Here is a 17,379-nt window from a genome sequence, read left to right on the forward strand (position 1 = left end):
GATACTCTGTACATATATGTTTACAAAGTAGCCTTAGCACCCTATGCGTCTAGAAATAAGTTGTCAGGACCGTCTTGGGATCACTCAAGATGTATTAGATATTCTCGTTAATAAAGAAATTGATTTGCGCGGTATAGAAATCGATCCGGCGGGAAAAATTTTCCTAAATTTTCCCAACATTGAGTTTGCCGATTTTCAACACCTCATGCCCCAAATTCGTCGAATAGATGGAATTGATGATGTTAAGACCACGCTTTTCATGCCAGGAGAGCGAGAGAAGAATCAGCTATCTGCTATTTTACGCACCTTGCCAGATCCTGTTTTTTCTATCGATGCTAAAGGTAACATTTTACTTTGCAATGAAGCCGTATGTGCAGGACTTGAAATTCCATACAGTGAAATTGAGGGCACCGAGATAGGCGAGGTAGTGAAGGGATTTAACTTTACTAAATGGATGGACGGCAAATCTCCGGGGCCGCAATCTTCAAAAGTAAAGTTCATTCAGCAGGATTATCTTGCCGATATGCTTCCTATTACCGTACCTGATGGCGATCAAAACATGATCATGGCAGGCGCTGTGGTCATATTGAAATCTGAAATGCGACTAGGTCAACAGTTCACTGCGTTTCACCAGTCGCCAACAGATAGTTTTGATCGTTTCGTTGCTCAATCACCGTTAATGAAGCGCGTGGTTCATGAAGCGAAGCAAATTGCTGACTTAGACGCTCCAGTACTCATATTTGGGGAAACCGGTACGGGAAAAGAAATGATAGCCCGAGCCTGCCATCAGTCTAGCCGTCGCAGTGAAGGGGCATTTTTAGCGTTAAATTGCGCTTCGTTACCGGATAGTGTGGCTGAGACCGAGCTCTTTGGTTATGCGGCAGGTGCCTTCAATCAACCGAATGCAAAAATAGGACTGTTAGAGCAGGCCAAAGGCGGCACACTTTTACTGGATGAAATAGCCGACATGTCTTCTCAGCTGCAAGCTAAGTTACTTCGGGTTTTAGAAGATGGTGAATTCAGAAGAGTGGGAGACTCCGAGCCAGTAAAAGTAGACGTTCGATTTATCTGCACGACATGTCGCGACCTTGGTCAACTTGTAGAAGAGGGACGATTTAGAAAAGAGTTGTATTATCGCCTAAACGTGCTCAGTCTGGTTATGCCGTCTTTAAAAGACCGCAGGCAAGACATTGTGCCATTAGCTGAGTCTTTTATCGTTCAGCACAGCACTAAATTAGGGCGACGCCCAGCAAAACTGAGCAAGTCATGCGTTGATTTTCTTCAGCAGTATCCGTGGCCTGGCAACGTAAGGCAGTTACAGAACGCCTTGTATCGTGCTTTGTCACTGCTGGACGGAAAAGAAATTACAAAAGAAGATATCCAGCTTCCAAGTTGCGCACCGAGTGTTACCTACATTGATGAAAACTTTGAAGGTACATTAGACGAAGAAGTGAAAAAATTTGAGAAGGACTTGTTAAAGCGTCTTTATCCTTCCTATCCAAGCACACGGCAGTTGGCTAAAAAACTTGGGCTTAGTCATACAGCTATTGCTAATAAACTGCGTGAGTACGGCATAAACAAAGCGACGGTAAAGTTATAAATTTTCGCAGACGACGCGCCGCGCTTTTTCTAGTGTTTAAATATCACACTAAAAAAAGCGCGCCTGCCTCTTGCTAGCAGTCCCTCACGAACGCCTCGTATTCCTGTTACGAAAAATTTACATCCTGCTCGACGCCTGCCCAATATGGCTGCAAGAGTATTACGCGAACTTACAGCGTACACCCTTTATTACAGCTAAATAAAACTTCGTACATTGAATGCTTCTCAATGTGTATCAACTAATGGCATAACTATACCTATGTAAATATAGTTGCTCGTTGGCCCTTTTGAATAGTGTGTACTTCTCAATCGACTAAGCCGCTTTAAGAAAACGCAAAGGCCAATTGAACGACAATCTTCGAGGGAATTTTAATGAAACTAGCCACCTATAAAAATGAAACACGAGACGGCTGCCTTATGGTGGTGTCGAAGGATCTTTCTCGAGCGTGCAGCGCGCAAGATATTGCACTGACAATGCAAGATGCTTTGGATAACTGGAAGGAAATAGCGCCTCAGCTACAGATGAAGTATCAAGCGCTTAACGATAATAGCTGCGACAGCGTGCCGTTTGATGAATCTCGCTGTGAGTCACCGCTGCCAAGAGCCTATCAGTGGGCAGACGGAAGCGCGTATGTTAACCACGTAGAGCTAGTAAGAAAGGCGCGCAATGCAGAAATGCCCGAAAGCTTCTGGACTGACCCGCTAATGTATCAGGGTGGTTCAGATGATTTTATTGGACCAAAAGACGACATTATTTTACCTAGCGATGATTGGGGAATTGACTTTGAAGGTGAAGTTGCGGTGGTCACTGACGACGTGCCGATGGCTTGCACACCTGAGCAGGCTTCAGAACAAATTCGACTAATTATGTTAGTCAATGACGTGTCGCTTAGAGGGTTGATTCCTGGCGAATTAGCAAAGGGTTTTGGTTTCTTTCAGTCTAAACCCGCATCGAGCTTTTCACCTGTTGCTGTAACACCAGATGAACTAGGCGATGCATGGAAAGAGAGCAAAGTACATTTGCCTTTACGTTCCACCTATAACGGTGAATTGTTTGGAAAGCCTGAAGCTGGGCAAGATATGACTTTTGATTTTGGTCAACTTGTAGCACATGCAGCTAAGAGTAGGAATTTAGGTGCGGGAGCTATAATTGGTTCAGGTACCGTGTCGAATAAACAAGGCACTGACCATGGCTCAGCGATTGCTGAAGGCGGTGTGGGATATTCCTGCATAGCTGAAGTACGCATGATTGAAACAATCAGAGACGGAAAGCCATCTACACCGTTCATGCAATTTGGCGATCGCATTCGTATAGAAATGCTGGATAAAGAAGGAAACTCGGTTTTTGGTGCTATCGAACAGCAGGTAAAACCGCTTAGTTAGTTTTACATGTGGAAACTACCTCAGCATTGGCAAGTCTATATTTTTAGCTGGGGCAGTTTCCAAAAGGCTTTTTCAATACTGCTGGTCTATCGCTATTTCTCGGCGATTTGACAGATTATGCTTAGGCAATGGAGTCGTTTATCAGGCAAACGTAACATTGTTTAAAGCACTGTAATTAACGTGTAATCAATGACAGGTGTTGTTATTTCATGAGTATTAAACTTTACGGCTACTGGCGCTCAACTGCGTCTTATCGAGTTCGCATTGCGCTTAACTTAAAAGGCGTCGAGTATGAATACGTGCCGATACATCTTGTAAATAACGGCGGCGAGCAGCATAGCAGCGAATACAGCCGTCTTAATCCCGCACACTTGGTACCTACCTTCGTTGACGAAGATGAAGATATCATTCTGAATCAGTCTCTATCGATTATTGAATATCTTGATGAAAGATATGAAAGCGATTATCAACTTATTCCAGAGCACCGCATAGAAAGAGCAAGGGTAAGAGCGCTGGCGCAAGATATAGCCTGTGACATTCAGCCAATAGGAAACCTTCGCGTATTAAACGCTTTAAAAGGAAACTTTGAAGCAACACAAGAGGATGCTGAAAGATGGGCGGCCCATTGGATAACACTGGGTTTTGACGGAATTGAAAAACGACTTCAAACCCAAGCTGGTAAGTATTGCTTTGATTTTGATGTGACGCTTGCTGATATTTGTTTAGTACCGCAAGTTTACAATGCGCAGCGGTTTAATGTAGATATGAGTCGCTATCCGCTGATCAGCAAAATAGCAAAAAACTGTAACGAGTTGAGTGAATTTGAATTGGCTAAGCCCGAGAGTCAAATCGACGCGATTTAAATAGTTGAGTCAGAGTAGTAATGTACTCTGACCCTATAATTTTGATTACTGGCGTTTTATTGGTAGTTCAGTCGTATTCTTAACTTGCTTCAGTGCAAACGTAGAGCTTATATGGTCTACCAAAGGAAGATGTGTCAATTTCGTCTTCAGTAAAAACTCGTATTCTTCAATACTCTCCACGATGACTTTCAATAAGTAATCTTTTTCGCCGCTTGTGGTATGACACTCCACTATTTCGTCGATGTTCTGCACGGCATTTTCAAAATCGGTTAACGAGTCACCGTCGTGGTTTTTGAGCGTCACATAAATAAAAACCGACACACCCAAGTTAAGCTTTTTACTGTTAAGAAGAGTGACTTTACCAAGAATAATGCCATCAGCTTCCATTCGTTTTACCCGCCTCCAACATGGAGTATGAGACAAGCCTACACGTTGGCTCAAGTCAGCCATTGACACCGTGGCGTCTTGTTGAAGAACGCGTAAAATCTCACGGTCAAATTTATCCAATTTCATTAACACTGTTTCCGTCGTTTTTATGATGTTTATTATATATCAAAAAAAAATCTAGGATAGCCATCCTAGAAAAATTGTATTCAATTCTATTGCGTTTCAGTTTGTAAATTTCATTAACAAACTTTGCAAGGCCTGTCCTCTGAATTATCGGATACACTTTGTAAAATGTTGATGAACCTCGCGTGGCCGGTAAGTGTAACGCAAAATGTCATCACACTCTCATATCAGCCCAATCTGGAAGCGTGTACTTTTCGTGACAGCATCATATTGGGTAGGTTTCAACTCATCACGGTTTTAATAGGGAATATATGTCAGTTTTTGATCACCCAGAGTTCGATAAACACGAACATGTTGCGTTCTATCACGATGAAAAAGCGGGCTTAAGTGCCATTATTGCTGTGCACAACACCAATTTGGGACCAGCACTCGGTGGTTGTCGCATGTGGCCCTACGTAAATAGTAGTGAGGCTTTAACTGATGTGTTGAGATTATCTAAAGGCATGACCTATAAAGCGGCAATGGCTAACCTTGCGCTTGGTGGTGGTAAATCTGTAATTATCGGTGATCCGAGAAAAGCAAAAACGCCTGAAATGATGAAGGCGATGGGTAAGTTTGTAGAGTCTCTTGGGGGCAAATACTTCACCGCGGAAGATTCAGGTATATCGGTAACTGATTTACAGACAATGGCGACTGAATCTGATTATATCGCTGGCGTTAATGCAAAATATCATTACTCAGGCGAAGTGCCTGATGGCAACCCTGCGCCCTCAACTGCTTACGGGGTGTTTGTAGGGTTAAAAGCGACGGTAGAATATGGTTTGAAGCGAAGCTTGGATGGTGTGAGCGTTGCTATTCAAGGTATGGGCCATGTGGGCTATCGTTTGGCGAAACATCTGCACGAACACGGGGCTAAACTCTACGTTGCTGACATTTACCCAGAAGGTGTGGAGAAAGCAGTTGCTGAGTTTGGTGCGACAGCTGTGGCACCGGAAGAAATATTAAGCTTAGATGTTGATGTACTCGCACCTTGTGCATTGGGAGCAGCTATCAACGACCAGACCTTACCGGCAATAAAGGCAAAAGTCATTGCCGGCGCTGCGAATAACCAACTTGCCCGTGAAGACATGGGAGAGCTACTTCAGCAGCGTGGAATTCTGTACGCGCCTGACTATGTGATTAATGCAGGTGGTGTTATTGATATTTTCCATCAGCGAATGGAATCAAGTTCCAATGAAGCGTTGCGCGCACACATAGAGCAAATTGGCGATACGCTCAAAGAAATTTATGAGCGTGCAGAGCAGGACGGCGCAGCAACCAACCGCGTTGCAAATGTCATTGCAGAAGAGAGATTTACTATAAAGGGTTGAAAACTCTCGGCCAAGTAGTCATAATGCGCCCCGCACTCAAGCAGGGGCGAATGGCTCTGCACTGAATGCGATTTTCTATGGTGGGCTTTTGGTCCTCCCGCAATGATACTCTGTGAACTCGGTCAGGCCTGGAAGGGAGCAGCCGCAGCAGACGACTCATGTGCCGGGATGTGGCTGGAGGCCTGCCACCCAAAATCCTCTATTCTTAAGTTCTTTCGCTTTTCTTATTCTTCTCTGTTTCATCCAAGTATTTCAGTGCTTTACTAATGGCGTGCTCCACGTTCATTTCCATTTGATTACGCTCGCTTTGCGGTAAATAAAAAGCCATATCTACCTCATATCGAATATAACGAGGTGGGACTTGATTTAATGCCAAACAACACAAGTCGGCTAGGTAGTCAGGGCTTTTGGTTGTATCCAATCCTAACTTGGTAATTCGTTCTAATACCAGGTGCTCATAATAATTATGAATGTCGTCATCTAGCTTCATGATTCTTCCCCATATAAATCTGACAGCGCTCTAATGTTGTCGTTTTGACCTAAGCTACAGTAATTTTTATCAGATGCAGCATCCATTTTTAGCTATGGACACATTTTTATACGCACACAGTGGTATAACACAGCATTTGGATGTATGTCCTTATAATGTATAGCTTGTATTCTGTGGATGTCGAGGTGACGATAATAGAATTACTACCAGTCCGCATAGATAATCACCCACTCAGCGAGACTTAAATAAGCGCAAAAAGGCGAGAACGACATGAAAAAGAATATAGAGCCCTGCTACTACGGCGACTACCTCCAGTTAGATAAAATACTGGGGGCGCAAGACCTCCAAAGTGAAAAATACGGCAATGCGGCGCACGAGGAGATGTTGTTCATTATCGTCCATCAAGTTTATGAACTATGGTTCAAACAGGTACTTCACGAGCTCAATGCGGTTATTGATACCTTCAATCAAGAAACGGTGAAAGATCAGCAGTTGACCTTGGTTGTGCATAGACTACATAGAGTCATACAAATTCAAAAACTAATGAACGATCAAATTGCCATCATGGAAACCATGACACCGCAGCAGTTTCTGTCGTTTCGAGATTACCTTGTCCCTGCATCTGGGTTCCAAAGTATCCAGTTTAAACGTTTAGAGATTTCGCTCGGCTTAAAACGAGACTTTAGAATCGACTTCGATAAACAAAGCTTCTATAACCGCCTTACAGACAAAGATAGGGCACTACTCGAAAACCTTGAAAGTAAGCCTAGTTTGTTTGAGCTAGTAGATAAATGGCTGTCGAGAATGCCACTTTTAAAAACCGAGGGGTTCGACTTCTGGCAATATTATAAAAATGCGACAGACGAAATGTTAAATGATGATCATCATACCATTTCAACCAACGACATGTTATCTGAGACAGAGATGCGCCAAGAGTTAAAAGATTTGAAAGCGACTAAGGAGAACTTCGATGCTCTGTTTGACGACGCTAAATTTGAAAAACTGAGGGGCGAAGATAAATTTCGTTTAAGTCATAAAGCATTGCTTTCGGCGCTATTTATCAAGCAGTACTCAGAAGAACCCATTTTTAACCTTCCTTTTCAGCTCATCACTTCCCTGACCGAAATCGACGAACAGCTCACTATTTGGCGCTATCGCCACGCGATGATGGTTCAGCGAATGCTGGGAACAAAGATAGGAACGGGGGGATCATCAGGCCATCATTATCTGAAAAAAACCACAGAATCTAATCGCATTTATTTGGACTTTTTTAACATGGCAACGTTTTTATTACCTAAGAGTGCTTTGCCTGACTTGCCCGAATCAGTGCGGAAGCAGCTAGGATTTTATTTACAGTAAAAAACAGAGGAAATGAAATTGTTTATGGTGAATTAAACGTTCCAAAGAACGGGTAAAACGAAAACTTAGGGTACGGCGAGAGTATACTGAAGTGGTAAACATCGCCCTTTTTAATAAGCAGCACAAAAAGTGAACTGGCAAGGTCGGCTTTTGTGCTTAAAGTGTTAAATGTAAGTTAATATTTACAAAAGAAGGCTGAAAGACAAAAAAAAATTGAACTTTTAGGGAACACCCGTCTGATCCCAGTTGACCCTGTGCTTAGGATGTGGTTATTATCAAAGTGAGGCTTTGACCTTACTAATAATAATTCGTTATATAAACGATTTAAGAAACACACACTAAGAGTTTTAGTGGTCCAGGGAGACAATACATGTTTACAAACTCTAAGCTGGCTAAGTCAGTGAAGTTAGCTTGCGCATTCGGTGCTGCATCAACTATCGGCTTCACTGGTGCAGTTAACGCACAGGAAACCGAAGAAGCAGCGGACGCAGTAGAAAAAATCGAAGTAACGGGTTCTCGTATCCGTCGTACCGATATCGAAGGTGCCAACCCAGTTACAGTGATGTCACGTGTTGATATTGAAAAGTTCGGTGTTACATCAATCGGTGACGTTCTTCAAGCAATTCCTTCTGCAGGTTCTGCTATCAACACCAACAATAACAACGGCGGTAATGGTACAACTACTATTAACATCCGTGGTATTGGTTCAAACCGTACACTAGTTCTTGTTAACGGCAAGCGTTGGGCCCCAGGTATTGGCGGTTCTGTTGACCTTAACAACATTCCAGCTGCAATCATCGAGCGTATCGAAGTACTAAAAGATGGTGCTTCTGCGGTATACGGTTCTGATGCGATTGCGGGTGTTGTAAACATCATTACTCGTCAAGACTTCGAAGGCGTTCAAGCGTCTGGCTACATCGGTCAGTGGGGTGAAGGCGACGGTAATAAAGAGCAGTGGGACATTGGTTTCGGTACAGCTAACGATAAAGGTAACGTATACTTCAACATCTCTTACGTTGAAGAAGAGCCTACATTAGCGGGCGACCGTGAGATTTCTTCAGTACCAGTTTTCGGTACGCCTGCAGGTTTTGGTGGTTCATCGGCTCCTCCTCAAGGTCGTTTCCACGTTTTTGACCAAAATCCAAATTTTGATCCGCTAGACGAAGACTCGGCTCAATTCCTTTCTAACAATAACGAAGGGGATAGCAATGGTGGACTAGCGCCATGGGTTGAACCAACTAGCCGATTCAACTTCGCGCCGTTTAACTATCTTTCTACGCCGCAAGAACGTACTAACATCTATACTCAGGCACGTTATGAGCTTACAGATAACGTATCTGTTAACGTAACGGGCTTCTACGGCAATCGTAAGTCAGAGCAGGCACTAGCACCAACGCCACTGTTTTTGGGTACCGCGTTTGCTGAAAATGCTACTTTGGCCGCTAATCACCCGTTCAATCCGTTTAACCGCAGAATCACGACAGACGCTTCGTATTTCACGAATCCAGAAACTACGCCGAATTACGACACGCTAGGTCTTGACCCAACGCTTTATGATCCAAATGCATCAGAGATGTTTTTGTTCGGTCGTCGTATGATGGAAGCGGGTTTCCGTAGCTTCAGGCAAAACGTTGACCAGTTCCAGTTCAACGGTGGTTTTGAAGGTGTATTTGAGTTTGCTGACAGAGAGTTCTTCTGGGATGTAAACTATACTTATGCAGATATCACTCAGAACACATCTACCGACGGCCTACTTAACATGGACCGCGTTAGAAGCGCACTTGGTGACCCTGCTAATTGTACTGGCGAATGCGTTCCATTGAACTTATTTGGCGGTGCACCTGAAGTTATCGGTGAAGGCACAATCACGCAAGAAATGCTTGATTACATTACCTTTACTGCACAAGATGAGCTTAACTCATCACTTGAGAGCTACTCTGCAAACATCTCTGGTGAAGTATTCGAACTACCAGCGGGCTACCTAGCATTTGCTGCGGGTTACGAGAAGCGCTGGCAGTCAGGTTACGATCAGCCTGATGCAATCATTGCTGCGGGTATCACTTCTGGTAACGCGCGCCTACCTACCTCTGGTGCGTTCAGTGTTGAGGAAGCTTATCTAGAACTTGCAGTTCCTCTACTTTCAGATATGCCTGGTGTAGAGCAACTAGACCTAGAACTAGCGACTCGTTACTCTGACTACAGCAACTTCGGTGATACAACGAACTCTAAAGTTGGTTTGAAGTGGCGTATTAACGAAGATCTACTTGTACGTGGTACATGGTCTGAAGCGTTCCGTGCACCTTCTATCGACGAGTTGTTTAGCGGTAACAGCGATGCATTCCCACCACTAACGGATCCATGTAACGGCGGTGCAGCGGGTAACCCTAACCTTCCTGGTTGTGCGGGTATTCCAGCAAGTTATGTTCAGCCTAACTCACAGATTCGTATCACCGTTGGTGGTAACGCGAACTTACAGGCTGAAGAAGCTGAAAGCTTTACTTATGGTTTCGTTTACTCACCTGCGCAAATTGAAGGTTTATCAATCACGTTTGACGTGTTCGATATTGAAGTTGACCGGGCTGTATCTTCAGTAGGTGCGCAAACTATCCTTAACGCGTGTGCTGAGACAGGTGAAACACTCTGTTCACTAATCACTCGTGGTGCTGGCGGTAACGTTGTTGACCTATTTAACGGTCAAATCAACCTAGGTGGTCAAACGACTTCTGGTTTCGATTACAACGTAGCGTACAACTTCGAAACTGAATACGGTGATTTCCGTATAAACTGGGATGGTACATACATTGATGAGCGTTCACTGATTGTTGTTGACCCAGTAAGCGGTACTTCAGAGACCTTTAACGATGCAGGTCAAGCGGGTGACCGTGACGTTGTTCCACGTCTACGTACTAACTTGGCACTTACTTGGAACTACGACGATTTCACAGCTAACTGGTTAGTGCGTTACATCGGTAACACGACTGAGCTATGTCAAATCGACGGCGGTGCACTTGACCAGCAGCTATGTAGTGATCCGGTTGATCCAACTGCAGAAGAAGGCGATAGCTTCAACGAGCTAGAAGCAATGGCTTATCACGATGTATCGTTAGGCTATGCAGTTAATGATAACCTTCGCATTACTGTAGGTGTGAACAACTTGTTCGATACTGATCCAGAAGTTTCTTACTCGACGTTTGCTAACAGCTTCGACCCGTCTATGTATGAAATCCCTGGACAATTCTTCTACTCACGCGTAAACGTGACCTTCTAATAGAAGTGTAGAATGAACTAACAAAAAGCCTCCTCGGAGGCTTTTTTGCTGTGTGGACAACAAGAAATGAATATAGGACAGTGCATCAAGAATGCTAACGAAGCCCACTCGTCGGGGAATACCGATGAGGCGATGAGATGGCTAAAGCAAGCAGGTAGCTTGGGAGATCTTAATGCGGCACTAGACTATGCCTATTTTAAGTCAGGGGAGAACCCAGCTGAATCGGTGGAGTTCTTAGATGGTGTAAGTTGTGCAGACAACCCCGTTGTTAAATTTCATAAATTGCAGATTGGCTATTTTGGTGAAGTGACAACGAATACCAGTGAAGTTGCTAAGACGCTACTTACACTTGGCAACAAAGGTGTTATTGAGGCTTACTTAGTTGCGCTATCTTACCTATCGATAAAAAGCGCTACATTTTCTTACATTGCAGGCAAGGTGTGTCACCTAGCACCGAATATCAGTAAACAGCTTAATCTGGCTTTACCAACGCAAGGTGAAATTGACAAAGACATTGACCAGCAAGTCATTGAGGAATTGTCCGAATCGCTTGATAGAGAAAATAAGCCTTCAAAAGTGTTAGATAAATCCTTACCTATTGAAATGTACGAAGGCATACTATCTGAATACGAATGTCACTATTTGATCACGAAGTTTAGCGCGCTGCTGCAACCTTCAATGGTTGTAGATCCTTTAACGGGAGAGGGTAGGGTTGATAGTGTCAGAACAAGTTATGTAGCGATAATAGCACCTAACCATTGCGACTGGATTACCCGCAAGCTAGACAAAGTAATATCACAGGTAACGAACACACCAAGGTGTAATGGTGAAGCATTGAATTTGTTGAGGTATGAACCGGGTCAGCAGTACAAACCCCACTATGACGGATTAAACGAAAAAAACGATGCGCTAATGTTTAAAGATGGCAAACAGCGCATACAGACTGCGCTTATTTATTTAAACACGGTCAAAGAGGGTGGAGAAACCCTCTTTCCAAAACTAGATATTAGCATAGCGCCAACAATCGGAAATATGGTTGTTTTTTCTAACACGGACGAGCATGGAGAGCTATTGTTAAACAGCTATCATGCTGGTGCGCCATCTATTTCAGAAAATAAATGGTTAGTTACAAAATGGATTAGAGAATGTACAACCATTTATGGTAACGTAGTTTACGGTATTCATACTAAGGGATAACACGGATGAAAAAAGTAACAAAAATAATTATTGCATCAAGCCTTGCTTTAACACTAGGTGCATGTGGTTCAACCAGCAATCAAAGTTCTCAGTATGCAAAAGCTGATACCAATGCTGAAGACGATGGCATGGTATGTAAGTTAGAGAAAAAAATTGGTTCAAACCGAATGCAACGTGTTTGTTACTCAGTTGAAGAGCGCGAGCAAATGCGTGAAGCGGGCAGAGAAGCTTGGACTCGTATGCAGGGTCGAAATGAAACTGGCGGTGGCGACCAGTAATTCAAGACTTTGTAAGGTTAGTATGGGAAGCAAAACACTTCCCATTTTTATATGAATAACAACAATAATCACATCACTCAATTAATTGAAAGCATTGCAACAATGGTTGATAAAGCTGATTATGATTCAGCGCTTTCGGCCTATGCGTCTGTTTTCAAACAATACCCCGAATTTTTAGCTCCCAAAAATAAAGAGCTTCTCACGAAGTCGAGGGCCACTCATATCCATAACGCTGCCAACTTGTCTCGTAGGGCACTGTACAATGCTTGCCATCACATAGGGAGCACGTCCAGAATAAAGCAGGCGGTGAATATGTTGTGTGGCGTTGAAAGAAAGGTTTATCAACACAAAGCACAAAAGCCAAGCTTTCTCTTTATACCTGATTTACCCTCATCGCCATTTTCTGAAATTAGCGAAGTGGATGGGCTTCAAGATTTAGTTAATAAGCTATCTTCATCTAAGGAAGCCTTTCTCTCTTGTGTAAAACATGCAAACGATAACTATGTTCATGAGATAGGAGAGGTTCCTACGTCCGATGATTGGAAAAAACTGAGTGAAAATTGGTCTTCCATGCATTTGATGAAAGGAGGTCACTTTACAGAACATGCCAAACGTCTCCCGCACGACGTTGTGTCCTTGTTTAATTCGCCTTTGTTAGCACATTGCCCAACGCACGCACCTGAAGTCGTGATTTCGGTTTTAAAGCCAAAAGCCTATATTCCTCCCCATTACGGTATCTCGAATATAAAGTGGACACTCCATATCCCGCTTGTTGTTAACGACAATGCTTATTTAGACGTCGCTGGCGAGAAAAGAATGTGGGAGGCAGGAACAGAAGCTTTACTGTTTGACGATAGCTTTGTACATAGTGCGGAGAATCCAGCTGACGAAGCACGAGCGGTATTGATCATCGATATTTGGAACCCCCATTTGACCAAAGTAGAAAAGCAAGACATACAAATGCTGATGCGCGAATATGCAAATTGGTCCGCACATTTTGGTGCGCTAGCAGTTTTGGATAAGAGGTTTTACTAACATCATGCAAGGCCAACCTAATATTATGATTCCCCAGCTTATTAATGCATTTAAGCAAGGGGACTTTGCAAACATTGTTAAGGCCGTAGAAGCATCGCCAGCGCTTGTTAATGTGGATCCTGTCGTCGTTCAATTATACGGTGGCTCGCTGCGCAAACTGGCAGAGCATGAGAAAGCAGCGAAAGTTTTTGAGAAAGGGTTAAAAAAGTATCCTTCATCTACTGACCTAATGAATAGCTTTGGTAACTTTCTCTTAGACAGCGGCAATGCAGTAAAAGCCTCACAGCTTTTTAGAAAGGCGAGCAGCATAAATGCGTCGTCTTTCGATTATAGATACAATCTTGCAAGATCCCTTTATGCTGAAAAGAAATACCGTGAGGCCTTGCAACTAGGACAGCAACTATTAGAGGTCCGTTTGAACCATATTTCATTACGTATCCTACTAGCTGCTATTCAGGTTGAACTAGGCAACATAGACAATGCCGAAGCCTATTTAATTTCAGTTCTCAATATCGATAACCGTAATGTCACAGCCCTGAATAATTTAGGCAACCTGAAGCGAGGGCAGGGAAAACTCGTGGAAGCAATTAGCCATTACGAGCTAGCGCTAACACATGCGGTTCAGGCCAATGCCGATACACCACTCATTTATCAGAACTTAGCTGCGGTTATGGGGCTCAATGGTGATACTGATTCATCATTAGCGGTGTACCAAAAAGGGCTGTCGCGTTTTCCCACCGACAGCGAATTGAACAAACAATATGCTCATTTTGCCTGGATAAAGAACGTTTCTTCGCCTTTTGCTTTTTTCGAAGAACAATTGTCGGTCGAAAATGCAGAACTTGTACTCGTATATTGTGAGTTGATGTTACGTATTGGCGAACCATCAAAAGCGCGTTATTGGCTTGAAAAGTTAGTAGGCCATACAGATAAGAGTATTAGCATTGCTGCAACTGCTCAATTAAGTAGTGCCCTTAGAGATTTAGGCGAATTTGAAGCTGCAATAACGTTAAGTGAAAGCAAATTGAAAGAGACACAAGGCGACAACGTCGCACTTCTCGTTGAAAAAGGATACGCGCTATTAAGCTTAAGAAAATACAAAGAAGCAATTGTAGTATTTGAAAAGGTTTGTCGTATGACCCCACTCAATCAAGGGTACTGGACACTGCTTTCTACAGCGTACAAGGCGAACGGCAATAGTAACAAATACAAAAATCTGTGTGATTATCAGCGCTTTGTCCACGCTACTAAGCTTCTGACAGACAGCGCAGCAAATAATAGCTTTGTACAGGACCTGAAGGACTACCTTTCAACGTTACATAACAACGAAAGACACCCAATTGGGCAATCTTTAAGAAACGGCTCGCAAACGTTCGAGAATTTGTTAGACAGCAAACATCAATTATTGCAAACGTTAAGACGCGTTCTAGAAGAAAGGGCGCAGGAATTTATAGGCAGTTTGAAATCCGAGAAGAAACACCCCTTTCTTTCTCGATTAAGTGATAATCTAAATTTTATAGGAAGCTGGTCTGTACGCCTTCGTCGGTCGGGTTTTCACAAATCTCATTATCATTCTGAGGGCTGGTTGAGTGGCGTGCTTTATGTCGACGTTCCTGAAGAAGTTAATCAAGGGGGCAATGGATGGCTATGCTTTGGTCGCCCTGATATAAACGGCGTTGCTATGGATGAAGATTATGCGATTAAACCAGAGGCTGGTACCGTTGTTTTCTTTCCCTCATACCTATGGCATGGGACCAACCCCATTGAGACTGAAAGTCAGAGAATGACTGTAGCTTTTGATATTGTGCCAAATTAACAAATTCTCGATAAGCTCTATATTTTTTCCCTGTTGTTTCAGCTATTTGCGCCATAGCACGCTGGTAAACGGGCAAACCTGCTATCTGTGGTTCGCTTAACCCTACGGCCCAATGTTTATATTCTGCTGTATCTGGCCGTGCGACTTCGTTAAGACGAAATGCACTGGCTTCAAGACCCTTAAACACAGTAGTTGCTTCATTTTTCGAACATAAATTATCGAAAACCCATATTGGTTTCTCATCTACGTGATGACTGTAAGTTGGTTTTGCCATGATATTGTTGTTAATTCTATTTCTATGAGACTATGGCGTCATTAATATCAAATTGTGTTGTACAATCCAACGCTATCGTAAGAAAAAACGCTTCGCAAGAAATGCGTAACAGTTCAAAATGAAACAGGAAAATCGATGATTGACGGTATGAATAGTCAGCTACTTCAAGCTGATATAAAAGCCTCTTTCGACAAAGAAAGAAAAGTACGAGTAAAAAGCTTCTTAACGCAGGAGCATGCCGAACAGCTTTTATTGAGCTTAACGAACGACGTACCCTTTGAGATGGCGTTGGTACGCGGTGGTCGCTACGAGTCAATCTCTCAAAGCGCTTGGAAGGCAATGGATAACCAAGCAAAACAGGCAGTAAATACAGAAGTAATGTCTAATGCGGCTAGAGGTATTGGCTTTGTGTACGGGCGACATCTAGTAACGTCAACAGAACGTATTGCCGCAATGAGTAAGTTTTACGACTGGATTAATAGTGAAGCAGTACTTCAATGGGCGAGAGAGCTTAGTGGCTTCGACGATATTCGTACAGCAAGTGTCCAAGCAACCCGCTATACACCAGGCCAATTTCTTACTCGCCATCAAGATGTAGTTGAACGAGAGCAACGCCGCCTTGCTTATGTGGTTAATTTGGCACCACAATGGCATCCAGACTGGGGAGGTTTGTTACAATTTTACGAAGATGATGGTACGACCACTGAAAGTTGGGCTCCAGAATTCAACACATTAAGTCTTTTTGACGTTAAACACATTCACAGCGTGAGTTATGTTACCCCTTTCGCTCAGCAACCGCGTTATGCCCTAACAGGTTGGTTTAAAGCAATTTAACACACCGGTTTTTATCAGAACGACAGTGAAATAGCGAAAGTTTTATATTAATCGATTAAGTAATATACGGATGTTTACAATCCCTCTCAATTGTAACTTCGCTGAAAAATGATTGTAAAACCAGCAGATAGCAGTCTAACTGTTAAGTGTAAATAGGGAGTTACTTGACTAAACGTAACATTCCATGTGAGTATACTACGTTCGTAGTACTGACTATTGACGTCAGCGCTACATCCCTGAAACAAAATTGTGAAAGTTTTATACGCCCCTTGCCCGAATATTTTCCTTATCGGCGAGGATTCAAATAAGAAATTTGGTTGGGAACTATGTCCAAAATGAGCAAGAGAACTCTTATTGCTTCTACTGTTATGGGTGCATTCGCACTAACAGGTAGTGCAGTCTCTGCAGATACGCTTGAAGATCTTCATAAAGAAGAAGCGAAAATCCACGCGGCTGCAGCGAAATCTCAAGAAAAAATCAACACGTTGTTTGAACAGTCTCAAGAACTACTTGTTGAGTATCGTCAAACAGTAGATGAGACAGAAAACCTTAAAATCTACAATGATTACATCGCTAGCCTAGTTGCAGATCAGCAACGTGGTATTGATTCACTACAGCGCCAAATCGACAGCATCGAACAAACTAAGCAGGGCATTGTTCCTCTTATGTTCCGCATGATTGATAGCTTAGAGCAGTTCATCAAGCTAGATCGCCCTATCCGTTTGGAAGAGCGTCTACAGCGTGTTGAGCGTCTTCGTGACCTTATGGCTAATTCTAACGTTACTGTTTCTGAACAGTTCCGTCAGGTGCTAGAAGCCTACTTAGTAGAAGTTGAATACGGTACTAAGATCAATTCTTACCAAGGCACTATTGATGATGCAGGTACAGAAGTAACTGTAGATTTCTTTAACCTGGGTCGTACAGCGTTACTAGCTCTTTCACTTGACCAGACGCATGCGTGGGTTTGGAACAATGAAAGCCGCTCTTGGGAGAAGCTAGGTGATGAGTACCTTTCTTCGACTATTGACGCAGTGAAAATGGCGAACGGAACCATTCCTGCGGCTCTTGTTAAACTACCAATTAGCGCAGCGGAGTAATTGTTA

14 protein-coding genes and 1 other RNA gene are annotated in these 17,379 nt (G+C 43.2%); 13 read left to right on the top strand and 2 right to left on the bottom strand.

Going from position 1 to position 17,379, the window contains the following annotated elements; all coding sequences use genetic code 11:
• Positions 1 to 43: 43 nt before the first annotated feature.
• From tyrR to maiA, 3 genes are all read left to right on the top strand, one after another.
• Positions 44 to 1,600: a transcriptional regulator TyrR gene (tyrR, locus tag ACM0P2_RS05570; RefSeq protein ID WP_105930154.1), complete on the top strand. Its 1,557-nt coding sequence runs from the start codon at positions 44 to 46 to the stop codon at positions 1,598 to 1,600.
• 371 nt (positions 1,601 to 1,971) lie between these two features.
• Complete coding sequence (locus tag ACM0P2_RS05575) at positions 1,972 to 2,982, top strand: fumarylacetoacetate hydrolase family protein (protein ID WP_159119469.1); 1,011 nt, start codon at positions 1,972 to 1,974, stop codon at positions 2,980 to 2,982.
• Between the two features lie 209 nt (positions 2,983 to 3,191).
• Complete coding sequence (gene maiA / locus ACM0P2_RS05580; protein ID WP_173359465.1) at positions 3,192 to 3,845, top strand: maleylacetoacetate isomerase; 654 nt, start codon at positions 3,192 to 3,194, stop codon at positions 3,843 to 3,845.
• Positions 3,846 to 3,890: 45 nt separating this feature from the next.
• Here the strand turns inward: maiA and ACM0P2_RS05585 are convergent, their stop codons facing one another.
• Positions 3,891 to 4,358 carry an Lrp/AsnC family transcriptional regulator gene (locus tag ACM0P2_RS05585; RefSeq protein ID WP_071817410.1) on the bottom strand — a complete coding sequence of 156 codons (468 nt, stop codon included), beginning with the start codon at positions 4,356 to 4,358 and terminating at the stop codon, positions 3,891 to 3,893.
• Between the two features lie 308 nt (positions 4,359 to 4,666).
• Here ACM0P2_RS05585 and ACM0P2_RS05590 point away from each other — a divergent pair, with 308 nt between their 5' ends.
• On the top strand, positions 4,667 to 5,725 hold the full coding sequence (locus ACM0P2_RS05590; RefSeq protein ID WP_159119471.1) for a Glu/Leu/Phe/Val dehydrogenase dimerization domain-containing protein: 1,059 nt from the start codon (positions 4,667 to 4,669) through the stop codon (positions 5,723 to 5,725).
• Between the two features lie 86 nt (positions 5,726 to 5,811).
• Positions 5,812 to 5,908: signal recognition particle sRNA small type (ffs, locus tag ACM0P2_RS05595), an RNA gene on the top strand.
• 22 nt (positions 5,909 to 5,930) lie between these two features.
• Here the strand turns inward: ffs and ACM0P2_RS05600 are convergent.
• Positions 5,931 to 6,215 (bottom strand): late competence development ComFB family protein, encoded by a 285-nt coding sequence (locus ACM0P2_RS05600; RefSeq protein WP_159119472.1) that lies wholly within the window; start codon positions 6,213 to 6,215, stop codon positions 5,931 to 5,933.
• Between the two features lie 270 nt (positions 6,216 to 6,485).
• Here ACM0P2_RS05600 and ACM0P2_RS05605 point away from each other — a divergent pair, with 270 nt between their 5' ends.
• From ACM0P2_RS05605 to ACM0P2_RS05640, 8 genes are all read left to right on the top strand, one after another.
• Positions 6,486 to 7,574 carry a tryptophan 2,3-dioxygenase family protein gene (locus ACM0P2_RS05605; protein ID WP_419227399.1) on the top strand — a complete coding sequence of 363 codons (1,089 nt, stop codon included), beginning with the start codon at positions 6,486 to 6,488 and terminating at the stop codon, positions 7,572 to 7,574.
• A 370-nt stretch (positions 7,575 to 7,944) separates the two neighbouring features.
• On the top strand, positions 7,945 to 10,842 hold the full coding sequence (locus ACM0P2_RS05610; RefSeq protein WP_419227400.1) for a TonB-dependent receptor domain-containing protein: 2,898 nt from the start codon (positions 7,945 to 7,947) through the stop codon (positions 10,840 to 10,842).
• 66 nt (positions 10,843 to 10,908) lie between these two features.
• Positions 10,909 to 12,039 (top strand): prolyl hydroxylase family protein, encoded by a 1,131-nt coding sequence (locus tag ACM0P2_RS05615; RefSeq protein WP_419227401.1) that lies wholly within the window; start codon positions 10,909 to 10,911, stop codon positions 12,037 to 12,039.
• Between the two features lie 5 nt (positions 12,040 to 12,044).
• On the top strand, positions 12,045 to 12,317 hold the full coding sequence (locus ACM0P2_RS05620; protein ID WP_198813401.1) for a hypothetical protein: 273 nt from the start codon (positions 12,045 to 12,047) through the stop codon (positions 12,315 to 12,317).
• A 102-nt stretch (positions 12,318 to 12,419) separates the two neighbouring features.
• Complete coding sequence (locus ACM0P2_RS05625) at positions 12,420 to 13,352, top strand: aspartyl/asparaginyl beta-hydroxylase domain-containing protein (protein WP_419227402.1); 933 nt, start codon at positions 12,420 to 12,422, stop codon at positions 13,350 to 13,352.
• Positions 13,353 to 13,356: 4 nt separating this feature from the next.
• A complete protein-coding gene (locus ACM0P2_RS05630) occupies positions 13,357 to 15,168 on the top strand; it encodes a tetratricopeptide repeat protein (protein WP_419227403.1) in 1,812 nt (603 codons plus the stop codon).
• Between the two features lie 409 nt (positions 15,169 to 15,577).
• A complete protein-coding gene (locus tag ACM0P2_RS05635) occupies positions 15,578 to 16,276 on the top strand; it encodes a 2OG-Fe(II) oxygenase (RefSeq protein ID WP_419227404.1) in 699 nt (232 codons plus the stop codon).
• Between the two features lie 335 nt (positions 16,277 to 16,611).
• The gene (locus tag ACM0P2_RS05640) at positions 16,612 to 17,373 is read left to right on the top strand and encodes a DUF3450 domain-containing protein (protein WP_105931773.1); all 762 of its coding nucleotides are present in this window, start codon (positions 16,612 to 16,614) and stop codon (positions 17,371 to 17,373) included.
• Positions 17,374 to 17,379: the final 6 nt, after the last annotated feature.

The organism is Alteromonas sp. OM2203, assembly GCF_048517045.1.
Lineage (GTDB): Bacteria > Pseudomonadota > Gammaproteobacteria > Enterobacterales > Alteromonadaceae > Alteromonas > Alteromonas gracilis.